This is a genomic window from Pseudomonas sp. NBRC 111119, from assembly GCF_001320125.1.
Classification (GTDB): domain Bacteria; phylum Pseudomonadota; class Gammaproteobacteria; order Pseudomonadales; family Pseudomonadaceae; genus Aquipseudomonas; species Aquipseudomonas parafulva.
Map to the genome: position 1 here is coordinate 81,908 of NZ_BCAV01000016.1, position 20,560 is coordinate 102,467.

20 protein-coding genes, 1 tRNA gene and 1 pseudogene are annotated in these 20,560 nt (G+C 56.8%); 6 read left to right on the forward strand and 16 right to left on the reverse strand.

What is annotated here, in order from left to right:
- Positions 1–37: 37 nt before the first annotated feature.
- The 8 genes and pseudogenes from APH25_RS06775 to APH25_RS06805 all read right to left on the reverse strand — a co-directional run bounded on the left by APH25_RS06775 (position 38) and on the right by APH25_RS06805 (position 7,403).
- Positions 38–577, reverse strand: coding sequence for a toll/interleukin-1 receptor domain-containing protein (locus APH25_RS06775; RefSeq protein WP_012315198.1), 540 nt, complete (start codon positions 575–577; stop codon positions 38–40).
- A gap of 75 nt (positions 578–652) precedes the next feature.
- Complete coding sequence (locus APH25_RS06780; RefSeq protein WP_012315199.1) at positions 653–1,204, reverse strand: toll/interleukin-1 receptor domain-containing protein; 552 nt, start codon at positions 1,202–1,204, stop codon at positions 653–655.
- Between the two features lie 35 nt (positions 1,205–1,239).
- Complete coding sequence (locus tag APH25_RS06785; protein ID WP_012315200.1) at positions 1,240–1,716, reverse strand: TIR domain-containing protein; 477 nt, start codon at positions 1,714–1,716, stop codon at positions 1,240–1,242.
- Positions 1,717–1,720: 4 nt separating this feature from the next.
- The gene (locus APH25_RS06790) at positions 1,721–3,169 is read right to left on the reverse strand and encodes an SIR2 family protein (protein ID WP_012315201.1); all 1,449 of its coding nucleotides are present in this window, start codon (positions 3,167–3,169) and stop codon (positions 1,721–1,723) included.
- A 227-nt stretch (positions 3,170–3,396) separates the two neighbouring features.
- A pseudogene (locus tag APH25_RS25635) lies at positions 3,397–3,511 on the reverse strand (transposase); the annotation flags it as partial.
- 202 nt (positions 3,512–3,713) lie between these two features.
- Entirely contained in the window at positions 3,714–5,711 is a 1,998-nt protein-coding gene (locus APH25_RS06795; protein ID WP_012315202.1) for a DUF3732 domain-containing protein, read from the reverse strand.
- A complete protein-coding gene (locus APH25_RS06800) occupies positions 5,695–6,201 on the reverse strand; it encodes a three component ABC system middle component (RefSeq protein ID WP_012315203.1) in 507 nt (168 codons plus the stop codon). The genes APH25_RS06795 and APH25_RS06800 overlap by 17 nt, the downstream gene beginning before the upstream one ends.
- Positions 6,198–7,403 carry an ABC-three component system protein gene (locus APH25_RS06805; protein ID WP_012315204.1) on the reverse strand — a complete coding sequence of 402 codons (1,206 nt, stop codon included), beginning with the start codon at positions 7,401–7,403 and terminating at the stop codon, positions 6,198–6,200. Before APH25_RS06805 ends, APH25_RS06800 begins: the two co-directional genes overlap by 4 nt.
- Positions 7,404–8,171: 768 nt before the next feature.
- Here APH25_RS06805 and APH25_RS25865 point away from each other — a divergent pair.
- From APH25_RS25865 to APH25_RS24865, 5 genes are all read left to right on the forward strand, one after another.
- Complete coding sequence (locus APH25_RS25865) at positions 8,172–8,717, forward strand: methyltransferase domain-containing protein (protein WP_323757193.1); 546 nt, start codon at positions 8,172–8,174, stop codon at positions 8,715–8,717.
- Between the two features lie 164 nt (positions 8,718–8,881).
- Entirely contained in the window at positions 8,882–9,022 is a 141-nt protein-coding gene (locus tag APH25_RS25870; protein WP_225521856.1) for a hypothetical protein, read from the forward strand.
- Between the two features lie 153 nt (positions 9,023–9,175).
- Complete coding sequence (locus APH25_RS06815; RefSeq protein ID WP_012315208.1) at positions 9,176–9,388, forward strand: hypothetical protein; 213 nt, start codon at positions 9,176–9,178, stop codon at positions 9,386–9,388.
- A gap of 321 nt (positions 9,389–9,709) precedes the next feature.
- Entirely contained in the window at positions 9,710–10,507 is a 798-nt protein-coding gene (locus tag APH25_RS06820) for a DUF5131 family protein (protein ID WP_012315209.1), read from the forward strand.
- 18 nt (positions 10,508–10,525) lie between these two features.
- Positions 10,526–11,755 carry a three-Cys-motif partner protein TcmP gene (locus APH25_RS24865; protein ID WP_012315210.1) on the forward strand — a complete coding sequence of 410 codons (1,230 nt, stop codon included), beginning with the start codon at positions 10,526–10,528 and terminating at the stop codon, positions 11,753–11,755.
- Between the two features lie 318 nt (positions 11,756–12,073).
- Here the strand turns inward: APH25_RS24865 and APH25_RS25875 are convergent, their stop codons facing one another.
- The 8 genes from APH25_RS25875 to APH25_RS06855 form a co-directional block, all read right to left on the reverse strand.
- The gene (locus tag APH25_RS25875) at positions 12,074–12,391 is read right to left on the reverse strand and encodes an AAA family ATPase (RefSeq protein WP_012315211.1); all 318 of its coding nucleotides are present in this window, start codon (positions 12,389–12,391) and stop codon (positions 12,074–12,076) included.
- 121 nt (positions 12,392–12,512) lie between these two features.
- Entirely contained in the window at positions 12,513–14,318 is a 1,806-nt protein-coding gene (locus tag APH25_RS06825) for an integrase arm-type DNA-binding domain-containing protein (RefSeq protein ID WP_012315212.1), read from the reverse strand.
- 220 nt (positions 14,319–14,538) lie between these two features.
- A tRNA-Gly gene (locus APH25_RS06830) sits at positions 14,539–14,614 on the reverse strand.
- A 64-nt stretch (positions 14,615–14,678) separates the two neighbouring features.
- On the reverse strand, positions 14,679–15,239 hold the full coding sequence (gene pgsA / locus APH25_RS06835) for a CDP-diacylglycerol--glycerol-3-phosphate 3-phosphatidyltransferase (RefSeq protein WP_028632295.1): 561 nt from the start codon (positions 15,237–15,239) through the stop codon (positions 14,679–14,681).
- Between the two features lie 33 nt (positions 15,240–15,272).
- Complete coding sequence (uvrC, locus tag APH25_RS06840) at positions 15,273–17,096, reverse strand: excinuclease ABC subunit UvrC (protein WP_060481456.1); 1,824 nt, start codon at positions 17,094–17,096, stop codon at positions 15,273–15,275.
- 5 nt (positions 17,097–17,101) lie between these two features.
- Positions 17,102–17,740, reverse strand: coding sequence for a UvrY/SirA/GacA family response regulator transcription factor (gene uvrY, locus APH25_RS06845; RefSeq protein WP_028632293.1), 639 nt, complete (start codon positions 17,738–17,740; stop codon positions 17,102–17,104).
- A gap of 63 nt (positions 17,741–17,803) precedes the next feature.
- Entirely contained in the window at positions 17,804–18,193 is a 390-nt protein-coding gene (locus APH25_RS06850; protein WP_060481457.1) for a helix-turn-helix domain-containing protein, read from the reverse strand.
- 105 nt (positions 18,194–18,298) lie between these two features.
- Positions 18,299–18,733, reverse strand: a complete 435-nt coding sequence (locus APH25_RS06855) for a GNAT family N-acetyltransferase (RefSeq protein ID WP_028632291.1) — start codon at positions 18,731–18,733, stop codon at positions 18,299–18,301.
- 212 nt (positions 18,734–18,945) lie between these two features.
- On the opposite strand from APH25_RS06855, the gene APH25_RS06860 reads away from it, so the two are divergent.
- A complete protein-coding gene (locus APH25_RS06860) occupies positions 18,946–20,556 on the forward strand; it encodes an inorganic phosphate transporter (RefSeq protein WP_060481458.1) in 1,611 nt (536 codons plus the stop codon).
- Positions 20,557–20,560 lie beyond the last annotated feature (4 nt).

Sequence of the window (20,560 nt, forward strand, 5' to 3'; positions counted from 1 at the left end):
TGACTAGCCAATTTTGACTGGCACCAGCGTTCTTGGCTCAGCGACGCAGCCAGGACTCCAGAGTTTCAGCCGTGTTCGTCTTCTCCGTATAGACCATCCACAATTCATTTGGATAGCCTTTCAGCTTGCCCCAGACGATCCGAGGATAAAGCCCCATGTACTCCCACGACGACCAGCTATCGTCGCTTTCATAATCTGAAGCAGCAAAAATGGCTATTCGGTTGACACCCTTCTTACCATCAGCAACGCCCAATTCCCATGGAACCCAGCGACTGTCTTTGCTGTTAGGGCTAGTGAGCAGAACGAAGCGTTTGCAGTCCGTGATTCGCTTTTTCAGAAGCTCAGCAGTCTCTTCAGATGTGTGTTTCGGCATTTCTGGATCGACTTCGTCGATGTACGGCATTCCACCATGATTGGCGATGACTTCAATTGCCCCCATCACCAAGTCTTTATCTTTACTCGAGTGAGAAATGAACGTCATATTATAAGTGGACGCCATTGACTTGGCAAAAGTCCGGTTCTGCGTCGCCTGGGAGGAAATATTTCGAAGCTCAGATTTCGTTACGTTACGAACCATATTATTCTACTTTTAGAACTTCTCACCCATCTGGCGATGAGCAAAGAGTTCGGATTAGATCAAGACAAGGACTTACTATCTAGAGGTATCGTTCACAAAGGCATACAAACCAATCCTGCCCTCAGATACCCCCTCAACGTAAATCTGTGAATCATCCTCAATCACCAGCGGATACAGCCCGAGGTACTCCTGTCCGTTGTACCCTGATCGTTCGCTCTCTACCAGAGGCATAATCGCGACTCCGCCTGCCTTTTGACCGTCAAAATAGCCCAGTTCCCAAGGCATCCACTTGGAGTTCTCGGCGTTATCCGTGGCAATGTAGACCAAACTGGAACAATGCTGCATACGGTTGCGCAGTAGATCCGCTGTTTCCTTGTTGACCTGCGTACGATCGAGCTCCTCATCGTTCACCCAGTCGACATAAACCGTATAGTGCTTTTCCTCCAGAAGCTCCTTGACCCCGAGCACCAGATCTTTGTCGGCGATAGAGTGCGACAGGAAGATGTCAAACCGTTGGGTCGGATCATATTGCTCACTGGAATAGGACTGCGTGCCGGTAACCGACCCAAGCGTGACCTTGGTTCGCTTCGCCGCAGCTCGCGCCTGTTCTTTAGTAAAGAAAGCCACGTAAGCCTTGCTCCCTTATCTTTAAAGGGGTGCGCTTACGCGCACTCCTTGATGGCAGTTTCAATCCATGCTGGCAGGTTCGCTTTTATAGAACCGTAAGCATCATCTGCCCGGGGGTCGTAAACCCGTGGGCTGTACACCGTTCCGTTAGCCCGCTTGAGCGTCACGTAGTCGAAGGGGTTGAGGCCGTATGCCCCAGTGCCAGCATTTGGACACTTGAGGTTGTGGATACGAACACCAACCACAGGGATGCCCAACTCCCAGGCCTTCATGATCTCGAACTTCACCCATTTGCGTGATGCTGTCTCTTCACCAATCAGTACCACCAGGCAGGTCTTGCGCTTGAGATTCTCGGTGATCCAACGCTTGACCCCCTCCTCCGAACGCTTGATCTCCTCCCAGTGGTTTGGGCTCACGGGTTCATCACCATCGATCACCCCCATGTTGCGAATCTGCTGCACGCGCAACACATCCTTGCCGAAGTGGAAGCTATAAAACACGTTACGCTTCATCGCCTTATACCCCTTCCAGCTTCTTGATGATGGTGAGCACTGCAGCTTCGATGGATTTCGCACCGGCAGCCGGATCGTTCAGATTCTTAAGGCTTTCAGCCAGCCACTGATCATCAGGAGCGTACTTGGCCGGATCAGCCATGACCTTCTCTGCAAGCTCCTTGGCCTTGTACCCCGTAGCACCGATCGGCACCGGAACAACCCCCTGGCGCACAGCAATGTCGAACTCTCGCTCCACACCAGGCGCGCTCACGATCTCCCCGCCTTCAGTCTTGTTGCCGAAGACGAAAAGCGCGATGCCTGAGAGTGCGATCATCCGCTCACGGTATTGCTGCCATAGCACTTTCAGGTCCTGCCCCTGGGAAGCAACCTGCGGGAAGGGCCTCATCACAAGCTGGTCTTCTGAGAACTTCTCAGGGTTGGAGTAGATTGCATCCAGAGCACCGTTGATCACAGCGCTGCCCACCCCCCAGCCGAAGCCGTTCACCACCCGATAACCATGCTTCACCAAACTGGATGAGAGGGAGTGAATGAAATCCAGTGCTTCATCCTTTTTCCAGTCGCCATACTCCTCGGCGCTGCCGGAAATGAAGATGGTTTTCTTCAAGAATTGCTCTTCGATGGCGCGCAGGATCGCTGGGATATCGGCGTATTCGTCCACCAGCAGCGTCTGAATGCCGAAGCGTTTCAGATCCTGGATGTGCAGTTCCTGCTTACGCCGGCGGTACCGAGCCGCTTCTTCGTCTTCGTTCTCATACAGGCTGGAAGGCTCGCGACGCAGGAAGCAGAAATGCTCACGGCGAGCATGCTGCGGCACGTGCAAGCGACTGAGCACGTAGTCAAGGTTCGGATCCGTGAAACTGAACCCGATGAAAAGGAACGTTTTGGAGATCAGATCGCCGCTCAAAGCCGTCACAAAGGCTTCGTGGGTCTTGTAGTACTGCTCGTACTGTGATTTGTAGAGGATCGCTTGGGTCGGGGACAACGCGTCACCGTGCATCTTGTAAACCACAGCATCACGCTTGGGCCGGGTGGTCAACAAGTCATCAATCTTGTGCTTCACATCCGGTACACGCTGATGCTTCCTCAGGGAGTCCTCAATCAGTTGGTCGTAGTTGGTTGTCCAGTAGGTACGAATGGGCAACCGCGCCAGGATCTGATGCGAAGTTGACGGTTCCGCATGCTCAGAAAACTCTTCGATAATACGACGAGCCAAGCCACCCGAGCCGCTGCGCTCGTTCACATGGAACTGGGCGAGGGCCACGAGGTCGTGCTCTTTGTCGACTGACAACCCTACCTCTTCGGCCACCTCGCGCATCAGCTCCGGCCAGTTCACAAAACCACTGTTCCTGGAGAGCCCTGCTCCTGCAAAAACTGCTGCAACACCTTCGTTCAAGTCACGAACGTAGCGCCTGATGAAAATCTCAATCTCTGGTGAAAATTTCTTACGCATGAAACGACTTCCCAAAGTAGCACGCCGAATACGGCAAAACTGCGGCGACAGAGCCTCTCGACGCAGATCCATGAGCCGTTACCCAGCCCGCCAAATAACGCTACGCCAATATTTACGCTATTCGCTGCTCTACCAAGGTCGTCTTGAAAGGAAATGAGAAATAGTGAAGCCCAAGCGCCAATAAGCTGGCGCCAGAAACACATGCAGAACTGGACTTTTTTATAATTAATAATCCAACTCATCTGAATTAAACGCCTTGGAATATTGGTACCGTGACGGTCCAGTACCTTTTTCGAAACGATAAAGGGGTAAACCATCAACGTACTTGGTGGTCAGCAGCATGGTCGGACGAGTACTCGCATACAAAAAGTCCCCTGTCTGAACCTGGCTTGGAGGTATCTACGAAACCAGGGATGGTTCATTCATACGCATTATTTACATACAGGCTCCTTTGCCAAGATGCTCTTTATTTCACTCTAAAGACTACTGGTTTTATTAACACCTGAGCCAGTTGTACCCGAGCAACACAACTGGCCACGGGTACTTACGCTAAGTCATTGTGACGGTGGATCCAGTGGGCAGGGATGAGCCCGTCGTCTTTGCTCTGCCACGCCGCTACGGGCACGGTGTCAGCGACCTGTCCCCAGATGTCTGGGCCCGCATGTTCAAGGACAATGATCTGGATGAAATGGCCGGCACGCTTGAGGCCTTCAGCCAAGACTTCGAAGATTCGGCGCGTGGCAACGACATCCGCTGGCCGGGCTTGATTCACCGCTTCGAAACCCGCATCCAGTGCGTTGATGCCACCGGTATTGCTTGGGAAATAGACCTGGCTCGGTTGGTCGATCACGATGAAGCTGAAAGGTGGGAGCTTGCGATTCTCCTCCTTCGACAGGTATTCATGAATGCCTAGGAACGTCGCGATGTGATAGCCCATCCAGTTCGCACCACTGCCGATTTCCCAGAGAAAATCCCGCTGGCCGTGGGAGTCGAAGCGAAGCGTGAGCTCTTTCCGATCGAGATAAATCTGAGCGCCAGGCGTTCCGTTCAAGCCGAACTGATCCGCATAGTCCTCGAACATCGGGGCCAGCTGGGCATCGACCTTCCGCTCTTGCTCAGCCATGTCAGTCAACGACATCTGGAAGTTGTAATGCCGAATCAGGCTTTCCAGCTCGGTCATGCGCTTGGTCAGACCCTCGTCTGCTTCAGCGCCGTCCAGTTGTTTGATTAGCCGGCTGATCTCACCCGCCACATAGTAGATCTGGCCAATGGCATTTCGGGTACGCTCATCCTCTTGGATCAAGCGACTCTGCTCTCGCATCAAACGCGACAGCTCACGCTCCTCCTTGGCGCGCTGCCGTTTCAGCGTGGCCAGTTGCTTGTCGACGACGGGATTGTCCTTGAGCGCGTCCGAAATCCGGGTAACCTTGTTGACCTTCTCTTCCAGATTCTCGATCACCATAGGCAAGGCGTTGGTGAACGAGCCACAGGCCACGCAGTGCCCACCGTCAGAGACGCTCTGTTTGAGCCAGTCGAGACCAATGACATGGGACTTCTCAGTATCAATGGCCGCGACGAATCGCTTGCTGTTACGTGCCAGGTGGTCGAAGCCATCGATCTGGGCATCAAATTCGTCAACGATACGTTGTTGCTTCCCGACTTCCTCGATGATCACCTTCAGCTTTTCTGAGATATGCAGTCGTTGAGGTTCCAGAAGTGTCTGCTCAAGCCGTCCTTCATGGGTCGCGATGACGACCTTCTTGAGCAGTTCGACTTTCTGAGCGCCCTGGGTGCTGGTGCGCTCAAGCAAGCCCAGCTGAATGCAGCGATCAAACAGTTGGTCGACGTCAGCATATTGGCTCGCCTTGGCCGCATCGTGGACTGCTAGCTGCTTGCGCAGCCGATCTTGCTCGCGCTGCGCTTCATCCCGACGCCGTTCGTTCATGATGTAGTTTGCATCCACCATACCGAGCGCGTAGGGCATGGCTCGCGTCAGGCGCTCCTTGTGAGCAAACGAGTCGGTTTTGAAGAACAGGGTGTTGGGGTTTGCCACGATGTGCTGAGGCAGGAAATTGAACGCTGCCATGTCGCGATAGGAGCTGCGGCGATCAAAGCTGGACGGCTCTTCCTCATCGGAGTGGGGCAGGTCACTGACCCGAACCATGCCATCAAAGGCGGCTTTGTACTGCGCCAGGGAATGGGTACGGTAAACGGAGTCCGGGATCTGTTCATCGTCCACCTCCAGCATGCAAAGCTCGTTGGAGCCTTGGGAGTTTCCTGGAGTGCGTCGCGCGACGATGTAGGTCGTACCGAGAACGCGGATTTTCATCCCGAACCAATCCACTGTGTCGCGGATGATGCCGATCGGAATATGGCACTTGGTCGCGCCCAGCACGTAGTCAATGATGTGCACAATTGACGACTTGCCGGTGCCGCTCAGCCCGTAAATGATGTTGATCTTCCCGTCTTGAAAGGGAATGACTCGTGGCTCCAAGCCAGGGCAGCGTGGCCAGAGGATGACTGCGTCAATCGTGAATTTCATTGGGAATCCCAAACAAGAGCTTGTACAGGTTTTCTGTCGTGTCGGTGGCAAACCACTTCGCCAGTTTCTCAGTGGTCTGCAGCATGGCCGAGGGAATGGTGTTCTTGATGCCTCGTGGCCAACGGTCGACCAAGACTTGGAAGCTGGTCTCACTCCCCTTGGTGCCGATCTTTCCAATCAGGCGCGAAGAAACGGCGAGATTGAGCCCTTGTAGGGTGGTAGCCGCATGGGCGGACACCCTTCGCTGCAGATCAATTTTCAACACCGGGGTCTCCCTGAGCACAGCACCCAAGGTGGAGCGGCTGGTGCGCGGGCTCAACGCATCGCGTGAGCGCTGATTCCACACCAAGGGCAGCACCAACATCAGTTTCGGTAGATCCGGGGTTTGCCCAAGCCCTGCCTCTTGGTATTCGCCTATGAAGTGTGTCAGCAGAAAGCAGGCCAATGACGAGTTGTGGATCAATTGATGATCCAGATACACCTCACTCATGACTCCTCCTCCGAGGTCGGCGCTTCACGGTGCCAATGAATGGGGGACTGTGTTCCATCGGCATTGGCCATCCGGTGGTAGGTGCCGCTGAACAGGTACTGAGCCGTGGAGCTCACCCGTCCCACTTTCATGGGAAAGGTTTCTGGAAACAAGGTTTTGGTCATCACAGACCTGTAATCAGCCGTGTCGTAGTCATCCAGCGACGTCATATTGTCCAGCTGGTGGCGGTCGTTGATCGCTTCCCAGCGATCACTGAGCACACGCTCAGCTACATCAAAGTCCTCGGCCAGAACTCCACCTGATTCCAGGAGGCGGATGCGCTCAGAGTAGGCGGCACAGTAGAAGCCGAATTGCTTCATCAGCAGGTTTTTCGGCATGTTGATTTTGGTGAGTTGCTCCACGAAAAGCATGTCCGCGGGGTCGATCTTCTCGGCCCACTCTGCGAACTCGGTTTTCTCGAAGGGCAGAGGTTCCCAAGGGCCATTCATGAACGCTTCAACGAGCGTTTGACGCTTGTTGTAGTAAGGCTGAGCGGTCGTCCAGAAAGGCTTGCGGGCTACCCAGGATTCCTGGCAACGGTCGAACAGGAAACCGACCAGACCATGGTAGATGTCCTCAGCATTCGCCACTGCGTCTTCCGGGAGGTGGAGGGACGCGATCACCCGCTGCTTCATCTGGGCATTGAGTTGGCCGTCCTCAATGGACATGTGCTCGATCAGAAATACCAAGTCGGCGTCCGAGTAGGCGATGACATCCCGAGCGATCTCGCCAGGCTTGCCTGTCATGCCGCCGGCATGCGTTCGAAGCGCAACGACCGCGTCTGCCACGTCTTGCTTTGAAAGGGCATCAGAAAGCCGCATGGCCAGTGTGCCTTTCTTAAGCACTCGGTTCGTGACGAGGAGAAACTGCAACTCGTCATGCTCCTTCCGAGCAGCCGCTAACCCGTTCAACCAGATGCGGAGTGTCTTCCACAGGTTTTTACTGCTGTCTTGCAGTGGGTTTTTGTGGGGCCGGACAGACAGCTTCGCTTGTTCTGACACACGCCGAGAACCTGTAGCGGTCTGGCTGATCTCTTCAACATCATCAGCCGTTTCAATGCCGAATCTGGTCTGCGCGTTGGGGGCCGTGAAGATTCGGTACAGCGCGCGTTCGTACTGGTAGCCATACCCCGCTGCGCTGGGGCTAGCATCTGGATCCTTCATCCTTCCATCTCTCAGTCCATACCCGTGTAACGGTGGGGCCGAGCCCCCATTTTTCTTTCCATGGCACAGCGAGTACAGGAATGTACCGACGGAGATGTCATTTGGCCATAAATTTGAGGGGCTAAATCGCCCTTTCGCCTGGGCGGGCCAGGATGACCGGATGAAGCTCAAGAGCTTCACCCTGGCCGGCGAGAGCTTCCTCATGGCCGGCTATCATTTCGCCGTGAAATCGGCCTTCCGCCGCGCCCGCGAACTGACCGTCAGCGAAGAAGCCAAGAAAACCCTCTACACCCTGGGGCGCATCCATCAGGAGCAGGGATCCTTCGCCGAGGCCCAGAAATACTACGAAGTGGTGTTTACCCTCAGCCCCGACTACCTCGACGTCGACGCCCGGCTGCAGCACCTCCGACGCCAGGGCGCACAACCTGAAGGCCTGCGCCCAAGCGACGACAAGGACTGGTACGCCAACCTGATCCTGGAACTGCTCGACCCCGCCGCGCAACGCGGCTTTACCCCAAGCACCGTACGGGCCACCCAACTGGCGGGCGTTGCCGAACAGCGCGGGCGGCTGCTCTCGGTGATCGCCGAGTTCGCGCAGGACAAGGCCGCCGATGCCGCCGATGCCGCACTGGACTATGACGTGGCGGCCTACATGCGCTACGACTGCTCCGTGCCTGAGGACGAAGCCAAGAAATCCCTCGAGCTGGTCAACATGCTCGACTGCCTGCCGCGACCGGCCGCTACCCGACCCTGCTGGCCCGACAAGGCATCCAGGCCTTTCGCGTCGACCTGGAACCCAGGGCGGTCGAGTATGCCCGGCAGAAGACCGGCGGCGCGCTCAATCCGGACTTCCACCAAGGCGACGCCAGGGCGCTGCCGTTCGAAAGCACTCAGTTCGACCTCATTACCTGCATGATGGGCACGGCGGCGCACTTCCCAAGGCAAGACTTCTCCAGGGTCATGTCGGAAATCCATCGCTGCCTGGTGCCGGGCGGGTTCTGCGTGATCTCGACCTGGGACATCGAGTGTCCACACCTGACCTACCTTTCGATCTACTCCCACGAGCAGAAGGAACTGATGCGACAGAACGCCATCAGCCGTGGCGAGGCCATTGAGATCGCCCGGGCGCAGGGCTTCGCGGTCGAGGAAATCCGTCCGCTGGGCCTGCTCCCCGAATCGCTGGGCTACGAGCTCGACCTGCAGCAGGACGGGCCCGCCAGGATCCACAACCTGCTGGACATGGATCTTGCGCTGAAGGCCAAATTCCCGAGCCTGCACGGCCAGATGTACATGCTGATCATCCGCAAGACCTAAGCCGCCCGGCCAATCGGAAAAACGCTAGCCTTCAACATTTTCAGGACGTTCGTGCCTCTCTCCTGTTGTTGCTCATTGCCTTCGTCGATGCTTCCGGGCGCGGCCTCTTCCTCGCAGGCGCCACGTTCTTCTATACCTAGGTGGTCGGCCTGAGCAGCGTCCAGGTGGGCATCGACCTGGCCCTGGCGGGGCTTTGCGGGCTCGTCTGCACGGTGCCCATCGGCCGGATCGCCGACCGCCTCGGCGCTGCCCGGGTGCTGGCGATGCTGCAGGTCTCCCCTCCCAACATCGCTTGGCCTGGGTGATCATCGAGCGAATGCAGACCGCCGTCGGCATGGCGAGCGTGCTCAAAAGTCGCCATTCTCGATCGTGCATTCTTCTGGGGGTATCGACGGGTATTTCTGGGGGTACATTTTTTAATTCGCTAACCCAAAATACCGCCCCAGAGCTCTGTCCAAATGTTCTTCGGAAAGCGTCTGCATGTGGCAGTGATCCAAGGCGAACCGCTGATGCAGAAGGCGATGGACGTTCTTCTGAAGTTTCATGAGGCGCAGGGGGGGCTACCTGTCGATCAAGTCGAAGAGCTGCGCGTTGAAGCTGAGTTCTTTTTCCAGGCCGTCAGTGCCTATCAATTCCGAGTGTTGGCCGGTGCGGCCTCTACCCTTCAATGAGGGGATTCCTGCTGGGATTCGCAGGGTTGATCTCTCCCGCTCAGGTGCCATCCGCGCCAGTCACAAGCTCACCTTCATCGCTCCGCAGGGTTGCAGAAATCCTCACACGTTTAGGCCGCAGGCTTGGCGAAGGACGATTGCGCGCGCCATACACCACCGGCTGTAGTGGCATCGCGCCCAAAAAGCGGACGTCTTTGATGCGTTAGGGCATAATGTCCTAATGGGCGGTCTGCATGCAGGAGCACGCGATGCGCCACCCTGGGCCGGAGCAGTGCGACGCGCCTACTTACTAGATGTAGAACCGATCGTGCAGGTGCAGAGATGGCTGAGACCCAAATCGAGTGGACGGACTCCACATGGAATCCTGTTGCGGGCTGCTCAATAATTAGTGATGGGTGCAAAAACTGTTACGCCATGGAAATGGCCAAGCGCCTAGAAGCGATGCGCGTTGAAAAATATGCTGGACTTACTAGAAAGTCTGGCAAGCGCACAGTCTGGAACGGTGTAATACGCGAAGACGAAAAATCATTAGCCATTCCTTACAGCTGGAAAAAGCCGCGGAAAATTTTTGTCAACTCGATGAGCGACCTATTCCACGACGACGTAAGCGATGAGTTTATCCTTAAAGTCTGGAATGTCATGCGCGAAACACCGCGCCACAGCTATCAAATTTTGACAAAGCGCCCTGAGCGCATGAAGAACATATTGCAGAGCAAGATCAAAGACATTCTACCCAACGTTTGGATAGGCACCAGTGTTGAAAACGCCGATGTCCTAGATAGAATTGATAGTCTTCGCGACATACCTGCAAGCATTCGATTCATTTCGTTCGAGCCGCTCATAAACTCAGTAGCCGGCGTCAATCTTAAAAACATCGACTGGGCAATCGTTGGCGGTGAAAGCGGACGATCCGCACGACCAATAAAAGAAGAGTGGATTGACGAAATTTACGAACAATGCTTGATCAGCGAAACCGCATTTTTCTTCAAGCAATGGGGCGCTTGGGGAAAAGACAATAAGAAAAGATCTAAAAAAGATAATGGCAGAGAGTACCGTGGTCGTACCTGGGACGAAATGCCTATCACAATCCTAGGCGAGCTGGGGCAGGCTTCAATCTGATAGGGAATTCTAGATCGAATGGCTGGAAAACTGTATGAATGGCTCTCTGGAGCTGTTTTAGATGATCATTCACGCCGAAAACACAAAATACTTAGAGAGTATTTCTTTCAGTATTTAACCGTGAGATGCCAACTTCCTCAGCAGTCACGATTTAAACTAGCGGTAATTGATGGGTTCTCTGGTGGCGGTCGGTACCAGTGCGGAGCAGCTGGGTCGCCAGTCATTTTCATTGAAGAGTTGAAGAGAGCTCTGCGCCATATAAATATCAACCGTGGATCACAGGGGCTTGGACTGGTAACTATTGAGTGTTTTTTGATACTCAATGATGCAGACAAAAATGTCACTGCATTCCTACAGGAAAATCTAGCACCTATAATCGCCGAGGCCAAAGATACAGAATCTAGACTTATCCTAAATACCGTATTTTTCAGCGAGCCATTCGAACAGCTTTATCCAAAAGTCAAAGAACTCCTATCAAAATATCGCTGCCGAAACGTTCTTTTCAATTTAGATCAGTGCGGCCATAGCCATGTCGATAGAAAAACGATCCTCGACATAACTCGATCAAACCCATCGGCCGAAATTTTCTATACCTTTGCGATCGAAGCGCTGGTTTCATATCTAAAAAAATCAGACCCCACAATGCTAATAAGCCAGCTAGCCCCAATTGGTTTAAGGGAAGACGACATTAGAAATCTCGAAAACCATCTAACCAAAAAAAGTTGGCTTGGTGCGGCGGAGCGACTAGTATTCCAGGCATTCAAAGAGTGTGCTCCTTATGTAAGCCCCTTCTCCATCAATAATCCGTCAGGCTGGAGATACTGGCTAATTCACTTCGCCAACTCTTACAAAGCCCGCCAAGTCTACAATAACATTCTGCACGACAATAGTAGCTCTCAAGCCCACTTTGGTAGATCGGGCCTGAACATGCTCTCTTATGACCCAGCGGAAGATGGCTCACTTTACTTATTCGGCGAGTCAGATCGAGAAAATGCTCGAAATGAACTCCAAGAAGATATCCCTCGGATCATATCTGAATCGGGTGATGCCGTGTCTGTTAGCGATTTCTATGCAAGTATCTACAACGAGACGCCTGCTCATACCGACGATGTACATGCTGCTATCATCCAAAGCCCCGAAATTGAGGTTATCACTCCTGGGGGCGGCACCCGAAGAAAGCCGAATACAATCACGGTAAATGACACTTTGAAATTCAAGAGCCAAAGAACATTCTTCCACATGCTGTAAAACAGCTTAGCCGGCATAAGCTCCCACTTATGCCGGCTTCTCAACAAACCTGAATCTGACCACCTCCCCGCCGACCCACTCACTGACTTACAATATTCGATTTTTAATCGATAGTAATTCTTTATAAATCAAAATTTCCGTAGCTTCCGCGATTGATCCGAAGGCGCTATCGTAGTTACGCGAAAGTTGGTCGCAAAAATCACGACACCAGCTTGCTTCTCCAACTCGACAAGCAGCGTTGAGCGTATGGCGTCGACCTCGTTATCAATGCCTGGGTAACCAACGACAAGCGTTTACCCAACAACGCATCGGCCTCGCTCAGGAACAACACGGCGTCTTCGGCACATACCGACTCGAATAGCTGGGCGATGTTCTTTGAGGTGCCCCCACAAACTTGCTTTCAAGGTCGGCAATTCTCGCGCTGATAAGCCGGTTACCGATGCTTCCGGAAAACGCTTCGGCGGTCAGCGTCTTGCCAGTATCTGGAGCGCCATGAAAGTTGAGGATAGTACCGCTGCCACACGGATCAACCTCAGCGAAACTCCAGATAACATAAATGGTGTGATGGTGACAAATTTTCACCAATGCCTTGTCAAGCTGCTGCTTGACTGCAGGTAAAGGTACAGCCTTGGTCATTAGACACCTCTCTGGGGCGAGCATTCTCGCCTAAATGGGTGTCCGGAGTTAGTAGACCACTACAAATAAACCAAACATTCGGACCATTGTAAGCCATACAAAAAAGAATGACGAACACGAACTATGCTATTTGTCGCACCCGAATCAGTGAAGCCAAGGTAGTCTCAAAATTCTCTGTTTGCACCACATCTAGCGGTATACGCCCTCTCAGCCTATCGTGTGGCTCACTGAGCAGACGGTAGACTTCCCAGGCTTCGAGTTGAGGCAACGACTTGAAGATTGCCAGAACCAGCTTATGCTTCACCGGATCCAACTGCCAGTCTGGAATACGCTGGCCCCGATTCCCCAAGCTAAGTGACAGCAGACGTCGTGCCTTGATATCACGGTTGATTTGATCTCGCGATTTTCCAGCCAGCCGTGCAAAAGAGAGAAGAGGTAAATTGGTCGCTGCTTCGTAGATTTCAAGCATCTCCGCACGCTCTCTTTGGATATCAGAAACCAGCCGGACGGCAGACACTTCCGACGCGCCGAATCGATCCGCTAAAGCCTTACTACCTTCAACGTCTAACGAACTCATTTCTGGTTTCATGCCACTGCGTACGGGAGGGAGAAGTAAACTCTGTAGCCCGAACGACAGCTGCGATACCCCCTCCAAGCGAATAGTTAACGGTGAGGCTGCCGCCTTGGTATGTCCTTGCACCCAGAGATCTAATCGGTTGGCCCAGTCTTGCATCATCGTACGGCGTTGCTCAACGTATTCCGCATGGTTGTACGCTGAACTCACCTTGTCCGGATCAGCATGTGACAGCTGCGCATCGATCCAGATCTTCGGGTAACCGATCTCGTTGAGTGCCGTTGAGATCGTCGCCCTCACGCCGTGCCCCGTGAGCCGGTCAGCAAAGCCCATACGTCGCAACGCACTGTTCAGGGTGTTCTCGCTGATGCGCTTGCTCAGATCGCTTCGATGGGTGAGCAAATGCCGTTGAGCGGGCACCACCTGATCGAGCAACAGGCGCACGACTTCGGCCGCCTGGATAGACAGCGGAACGATATAGGGCGGCACCTTGGCGGTTTGGCGGCGCGTGTTGCGCATCTTGAGCTGGAGCTGCTTGACCACTTCCGGCGGGATGATCCAAAGCCTACGCTCCAGGTCGAACTGGTCAGGGGTCGCCAGACGCAACTCACCAGTACGCACGCCGGTCAACAGCAACAAGCGGATACCGAGTTGCGTCTGCTGCGAGCCGCGGAACGCACGCAGCTTACCCAGGAAGTGCGGAAGCTCCTCCATGCGCAGGAAGGGATTGTGCTCCACCGGCGGCTTGGGCACCGCCACCACATCGAGATCTGCGGCAGGATTGTGTTCAAGGCCCGCTATGCGTACCAGTGCGTAGCGGAACAACTGATTGAGCCAGGTCCGGCACTTCTCCGCAGTCGTGAAGGCTTTCCTGCATTCGATACGGCTGAGCAGATCCATGAGTACATGCCGATTGATCTCATGGATCGACTGCTCGCCGATGTAGGGCTGAATGTCTTTGGCAAAAATGCGCAGTATCTGCGACAGCGTGCTCTGTCGCCCTTCTTTGAGACTCAACCTGCGAAAGGCAATCCACTGCTCGAACACCGCATCGAAGGTCTGATCATTGGCAAGGCGCAGGGCCACACGCTGCTGCTTGCGTTGTTCACAGGGATTGAATCCCTGAGCAATCAGCGCTCGTGCCTCATCTCGCCGCTCCCGCGCGTCACGCAACCCCACCTGCGGGTAACTGCCGAAGGACATGCGCTTCTGCCGACCTTCCCAGTAATAACGGAAATGCCAGATTTTGCTGCCCTGGGCAGTGACGTTGAGGAACAAGCCATCACTGTCTGCGAGCGTGTACTCCTTGGCAGTGACTCGAGCATGCCGAATCGCCATTTCCGTGAGTGCCATGGTGACCTCCTGAACCTGTCAGAGGCCAAATGCTCGTCTCGTTACCTACCCTGCTCCACCGGAAAACCGAATGAGCCGATTTCCAATTCTGGACTCATTTCTGGACTCATTTTGTCCGGCTACCCCCGGTTTTCGGTGGTTTTCGCTGGAACGAAAAAAGGGCCTTTCGGCCCTTTTTCAACGACTTACAGACTTCCATGGAACTCTGTAGATCTATAACTGGAGCGGGAAACGAGACTCGAACTCGCGACCCCGACCTTGGCAAGGTCGTGCTCTACCAACTGAGCTATTCCCGCGTCGTGATGGGTGCCATTTTAGCGATATCCAAAACGGCGTCAACCCCTTGATTCAAAAAAACTTTTATTTCTGCTCCGAGCCTTCGCGCAAGTGCGGCCAGGCGGCCAGCAGGTAATGCACCATCGACCACAGGGTGAGCCCCGCCGCCACCAGCAACAACCCGTAACCCAGAATCACCCAGAAGGTAACAGCCGGTGGGTTACCCAGCAGAATCACCAACGCCAGCATTTGTGCGGCAGTTTTCCACTTGCCCAGGTTGGACACGGCCACGTGCGCCCGCGCGCCCAGTTCGGCCATCCATTCACGCAGTGCCGACACCACGATTTCGCGGCCAATGATAACGGCCGCTGGCAGGGTGAGCCAGAAGTTGGCGTGGGTTTGCACAAGCAGCACCAGGGCCACGGCCACCATCAACTTGTCTGCCACCGGGTCGAGGAAGGCACCGAACGGGGTGCTCTGCTGCAACCGACGCGCCAGGTAGCCATCCAGCCAGTCGGTGGCGGCGGCTACGGCGAACACGCTGCTGGCCGCCATGTAACTCCAGTGGTACGGCATGTAGAACAGCAGGATGAAAATCGGGATGAGCAGAACGCGTAGAACGGTGAGCAGGTTTGGAATATTCATCGGTACGACTGGCCGCGGGTTGAACCCGGCATTCTACTCGCTATGCAGGCTGGCATAAATCGACTCGGCAAGCTTTTTACTGATGCCCGGGGCTTTGGCGATCTCGTCGACACTGGCGCGGTTGAGCTCTTGCAGGCCGCCGAAATGTTTCAGCAGGTCGCGCCGGCGCTTCGGGCCGACACCGGCCACATCTTCCAGGCTGGACACCCGCCGTGCCTTGCCGCGCCTGGCGCGGTGGCCGGTAATGGCAAAGCGGTGGGCTTCGTCACGGATCTGCTGAATGAGGTGCAACGCCGGGGAATCACCTTTGAGGGTGAATTCGTGGTGCACGTCGTTCAGGTACAGGGTTTCGAAGCCAGCCTTGCGGGTGACGCCCTTGGCAACGCCCAGCAGGGTCAGCTCGCTGAAGCCCAGCTCCTGCATCACGTCGCGGGCCATGTTCAGCTGGCCTTTGCCGCCGTCCACCAGCAGCACGTCTGGCAGCTTGCCCTCGCCGTCGCGGATGCGGCCATAGCGGCGGGTCAGCGCCTGGTGCATGGCGGCGTAGTCGTCGCCTGCGGTGACGCCTTCGATGTTGAAGCGGCGGTAGTCGGACTTCACCGGGCCTTCAGGGCCGAACACCACGCAACTGGCCACGGTGGCTTCGCCACTGGAGTGGCTGATGTCGTAGCACTCCAGGCGCTGGGGCACTTCGTCCAGGCCCAGCACTTCGGCCAGGGCGTCGAAACGGGCCGCCATGTGCTGGCGGTTGGCCAGGCGCGCGTTGAGCGCCTGTTCGGCATTGGTCACCGCCAGCTGCTGCCAGCGGGCGCGGGTGCCGCGCACCCGGTGGCTGATGGTGAGCTCGCGGCCGCGCAGGGCGTGCAGCGCCTCGGTGATGGTGACGAAGTCTTCGTGCACCACGTTGACGATCAGCTCGCCCGGCAGCTCGCGCTCGGGGTTGCCCACGTAGTACTGGGACAGGAACGCCGCCATCACCTCGGCCACGTCCTCCTCGATGCCCACCTGGGGGAAGAAGTTCTTGCTGCCCAGCACCCGCCCGCCGCGCACGCTGATCATGTGCACGCAGGCGCCGCCCGGGTTGACGAAGGCGGCGATGACGTCGACGTCGCCCGTGCCGCCCTCGATGTACTGCTGGTCCTGTACGCGGCGCAGCAGGCCGATCTGGTCGCGCAGCTCGGCGGCCTTTTCGAAATTCAGGGCCATGGCGGCCTTTTCCATTTCGGCGTTCAGTTCGTTGCCCAATTGCTGGCTGCGCCCTTCCAGAAACATCACCGAGTGGCGCACGTCTTCGGCGTATTCCTCGGGGGTGACCAGGTTGGTGCAGGGGCCCTTGCAGCGTTTTATCTGGTACTGCAGGCAGGGCCGGGTGCGGTTGGCGTAGTAGCTGTCTTCGCACTGGCGCACCGAAAATGCCTTTTGCAGCAGGCTCAGGCTCTCGCGAATGGCGCCGGCACTGGGGTACGGACCAAAGTAGCGGCCCTTGGCCTTCTTGGCGCCACGGTGGATGCCCAGGCGGGGGAATTCGCCATCGGACAGGAACACGTAGGGGTAGGACTTATCGTCGCGCAGCAGAATGTTGTACGGCGGCCGCCATTGCTTGATCAGGTTCTGCTCCAGCAGCAACGCCTCGGTTTCGTTGGCGGTGATGGTGGTTTCTACCTGGGCGATACGGCTTACCAGCGCAGACGTTTTGGGCGCCAGGCCGGTTTTGCGAAAATAGCTGGCCAGGCGCTTTTTGAGATTCTTGGCCTTGCCAACGTACAGCAGCCGGGCGTCGGCATCGAACATCCGGTAAACGCCCGGGCGACCGCTGCAGGTCGCCAGGAATGCGCTGGCATCAAAAACTTGGGACATGAGGTTTACAGGCTTGCGTCGACCATACCGTGGCGAACGGCCAGCAAGGTCAGTTCGACGTCGCTGGTGACCGAGAGTTTTTCAAAGATCCGATACCGGTAAGTATTGACGGTCTTGGGCGAGAGGCACAACTTGTCGGAGATGATCTGCACTTTCTGGCAGCCGACAATCATCAACGCGATCTGGATTTCGCGCTCAGACAGCGTATCGAACGGTGAGCCCTGGGGCTGGAACGATTTCAACGCCAACTGCTGGGCAATCTGGGGGCTGATGTAGCGCTGGCCGGCGAAGGCCAGGCGAATGGCCTGGACCATTTCGTCAAGGCCGGCGCCCTTGGTCAGGTACCCTGCTGCGCCGGCTTGCAGCAGGCGCGTGGGGAACGGGTCTTCTTCGCAGACGGTAACGGCAATTACCTTGATGTCCGGGTGGCTGCGCAGCAATTTGCGGGTAGCTTCGAGGCCGCCGATGCCGGGCATTTTCACGTCCATCAGCACCACGTCGGGCTTCAGCTCGCGGGCAAGCTTGAGCGCCGATTCGCCTGAATCACCCTCACCCACCACCTGCAGGCCGTCGATATCGGCCAGCATGCGCGTAATACCGGTTCGTACCAGATCGTGGTCATCGACCACCAAAACCCTAATCAAGCACACACCTCTTCAGCAGGGCGATTGGATCCCGCCACCTTAACAAAAAATTTCACAGCGGGCCTAGCGCCTTGCTTCCGTCAGAAACGGCTGACGGGTGGTGCCTGATCGCCTGGTGCCCTGCTGCACTTGCCTGTCGTCGGCCAAACGCCCCAACAGGTGCCAGATCGCCGCCTGGTCGTCGCTCGGCAACTGGCGGAACGCACTCAGCAGGCCGGTTTCGCCCGTGCTGAGGCCCGCCAGCGGGGGCGGTGTGCGCTGGCCACTGAGCACATAAAGCGCGTCCACCCCGCTGGCTGCCACTGCTGCCAGGTAGTCCGCACGCGGCGTGCGTTCGCCGCTTTCGTACTTGCCCTGAGCGTTGGGTTCAACCCCGCCGATGTCACCGAATACTCGCTGGGTCATGCCCAGCCTTTCACGTTCTTCCCGCAGGCGCGGGCCGATTCCATTCATCCGGGCATCTCCTTATCCCTTGGCATGTGCATGGGGGCCAACCCCCACATGGGTCCATGGGGCCACTATGCCGATGCAACCCATCTACCACAAGCCACCCTGGCGTTATTGGTCGATCACGCGCTGCATGCGCACGAAGCATTCGTCCTCGCCCATTTCCACGAAACCGTGGCGCTGGTACAGGCCCCTGGCAGGGTTGCTGCGGAACACCATCAGCCGCAGCAAGCCCAGTTGCCGTTGGCGGCTCCACTGGGCCAGGGTTTCCAGTACCCAGGCACCCACGCCGCGGCCCCGGTGCGCTGGCAACAGGTGCAGCTCGCGAATGAACAGCGCCTGGCGGTCCTGGCTCAGGCTGCAAAAACCCAACACCGTATCGCCCTGGGTGACCAGCCACTGCTCGCGCCAGCCCCAGGCTTGGTCGAACGCCTGCTCAACCCACAGCAGGTCGTATTCCCGGTAATAGGGCAGCATGGCTTGCCGGGTGAGGTTACGGGCGAAATCCAGGTCGTGGTCAGTGGCGGGGGTCAATTGCAGCGCCATTCACTTGCCCTTTATGAAAACCTGCAGTGTGAAAGGCCGGGTAGCCGAACCCTTCGTGCGGCCATCATTGTGCAGGCATCCTCAGTTTCAACCTAGCACCACCTGCTACCTGCGGCCTGGGTATTTCATTGACCGAGGTCACGGTGACATCAGCGTATGTTTTTATGCTGGGGGCCATTCGGCACCTTCGCCCAATGCCAACTGGAGCCCCCATGGCAACCCCGTCACTGGCCATGCACCCGCAACTGGCCCAGCGTGATTCGCGCCCGCAACTGCAACATCGGCCTAGGCGCGCCGCTGTACTGCTGTTTTTCGGCATACTGCTTGCCTGCATTGCCTACACCGCCTGGAGCCTGAAGCAGGATGTAACCGCCAGCGGCACCGTGGTCACTACCTTCACCCCTTTTGTGCTGCTTGGGCTGGCGTTGCTGATCGCCCTGGGGTTCGAATTCGTCAATGGCTTCCATGACACCGCCAACGCGGTGGCCACGGTGATCTACACCCATGCCCTGCCGGCACCCGTTGCGGTGGTGTGGTCAGGGTTGTGCAACTTCCTCGGGGTGCTGCTATCAAGCGGCGCGGTCGCATTCGGCATCGTCGCCCTGCTGCCGGTAGAGCTTATTCTGCAGGTTGGCTCCACCACCGGTTTCGCCATGGTCTTCGCGCTGCTGCTGGCGGCCATTATCTGGAACCTTGGCACCTGGTGGCTTGGGCTGCCGGCCTCGTCGTCCCATACGTTGATCGGCTCGATCATCGGTGTGGGGGTGGCCAATGCCCTGATGCACGGGCGGGCAGGCACCAGTGGCGTGGATTGGGCGCAAGCCAGCAAGGTGGGCTACGCCCTGCTGTTCTCGCCGCTGATTGGCTTTGCCTGTGCCGCGCTGCTGCTGGTGGCGCTGCGGGCGCTGGTGAAGCGCAAGGCCCTGTACCAGGCGCCTGAAGGCAACACACCACCGCCCTGGTGGATTCGCGGCGTGCTCATCCTTACCTGCACCGGTGTGTCATTCGCCCATGGCTCCAACGATGGGCAAAAAGGCATGGGCCTGATCATGCTGATACTGGTGGGTACCTTGCCCATGGCCTATGCCCTCAACAAGACCATGCCGGATGACCAGGCACAAGGCTTTGCTGCCATAGCGCAGGGTACCCGGCAGGCGCTTGGCAGTGCCGCGCCCATCCAGGGCGACCCGCGCCAGGTGCTCACGGCGTTTCTGGTTCAGCCGCAGGCCAGCCCGCAACTGCTGCCAGCGCTGGCCGCGCTCAGCGGCATGATTGGCGAGCAGGTCGCAGGCTACGGCTCGCTGAAGCGGGTACCCGCCGAGGCCATGGCCAACATACGCAATGACATGTACCTGGCCAGCGAAAGCATCCGCCTGATCGACAAGAACCGGCTGGTAGCGCTGGATGCCACCACTGCCCAGCAACTGAAACAGTTCAAGGCGGCACTGGACGACGCTACCCGCTACATTCCGCTGTGGGTCAAGGTGGCGGTGGCCATCGCCCTGGGGCTGGGCACCTTGGTGGGCTGGCGACGCATTGTGGTTACCGTGGGCGAGAAGATCGGCAAGCAGCACCTCAGCTACGCCCAGGGCGCCTCGGCAGAGGTAGTGGCCATGTGCACCATCGGCGCGGCAGACATGTTCGGCTTGCCGGTATCCACCACCCACGTGCTGAGTTCGGGCGTGGCCGGCACCATGGTGGCCAGCGGCTCAGGGCTGCAGAAACGCACACTGCTGAACCTGCTGATGGCCTGGGTATTGACCCTGCCCGCCGCCATGTTGCTTGCCGGCTGCCTGTACTGGGTGTTGAGCCAGGTGTTCTGAACGC

Excerpts from the sequence above, each read along its gene's own strand:
- pgsA (WP_028632295.1), bottom strand. The coding sequence starts at position 15,239 with ATGAATATTCCAAACCTGCTCACCGTTCTACGCGTTCTGCTCATCCCG.
- APH25_RS06850 (WP_060481457.1), bottom strand. The coding sequence starts at position 18,193 with ATGAATGGAATCGGCCCGCGCCTGCGGGAAGAACGTGAAAGGCTGGGC.
- APH25_RS06855 (WP_028632291.1), bottom strand. The coding sequence starts at position 18,733 with ATGGCGCTGCAATTGACCCCCGCCACTGACCACGACCTGGATTTCGCC.
- APH25_RS25875 (WP_012315211.1), bottom strand. The coding sequence starts at position 12,391 with ATGACCAAGGCTGTACCTTTACCTGCAGTCAAGCAGCAGCTTGACAAG.
- APH25_RS06820 (WP_012315209.1), top strand. The coding sequence starts at position 9,710 with ATGGCTGAGACCCAAATCGAGTGGACGGACTCCACATGGAATCCTGTT.
- APH25_RS06800 (WP_012315203.1), bottom strand. The coding sequence starts at position 6,201 with ATGAGTGAGGTGTATCTGGATCATCAATTGATCCACAACTCGTCATTG.
- APH25_RS24865 (WP_012315210.1), top strand. The coding sequence starts at position 10,526 with ATGGCTGGAAAACTGTATGAATGGCTCTCTGGAGCTGTTTTAGATGAT.
- uvrC (WP_060481456.1), bottom strand. The coding sequence starts at position 17,096 with ATGTCCCAAGTTTTTGATGCCAGCGCATTCCTGGCGACCTGCAGCGGT.
- APH25_RS06860 (WP_060481458.1), top strand. The coding sequence starts at position 18,946 with ATGGCAACCCCGTCACTGGCCATGCACCCGCAACTGGCCCAGCGTGAT.
- APH25_RS06805 (WP_012315204.1), bottom strand. The coding sequence starts at position 7,403 with ATGAAGGATCCAGATGCTAGCCCCAGCGCAGCGGGGTATGGCTACCAG.
- APH25_RS06785 (WP_012315200.1), bottom strand. The coding sequence starts at position 1,716 with ATGAAGCGTAACGTGTTTTATAGCTTCCACTTCGGCAAGGATGTGTTG.
- APH25_RS06790 (WP_012315201.1), bottom strand. The coding sequence starts at position 3,169 with ATGCGTAAGAAATTTTCACCAGAGATTGAGATTTTCATCAGGCGCTAC.
- APH25_RS06775 (WP_012315198.1), bottom strand. The coding sequence starts at position 577 with ATGGTTCGTAACGTAACGAAATCTGAGCTTCGAAATATTTCCTCCCAG.
- APH25_RS06815 (WP_012315208.1), top strand. The coding sequence starts at position 9,176 with ATGTTCTTCGGAAAGCGTCTGCATGTGGCAGTGATCCAAGGCGAACCG.
- APH25_RS06795 (WP_012315202.1), bottom strand. The coding sequence starts at position 5,711 with ATGAAATTCACGATTGACGCAGTCATCCTCTGGCCACGCTGCCCTGGC.
- APH25_RS06825 (WP_012315212.1), bottom strand. The coding sequence starts at position 14,318 with ATGGCACTCACGGAAATGGCGATTCGGCATGCTCGAGTCACTGCCAAG.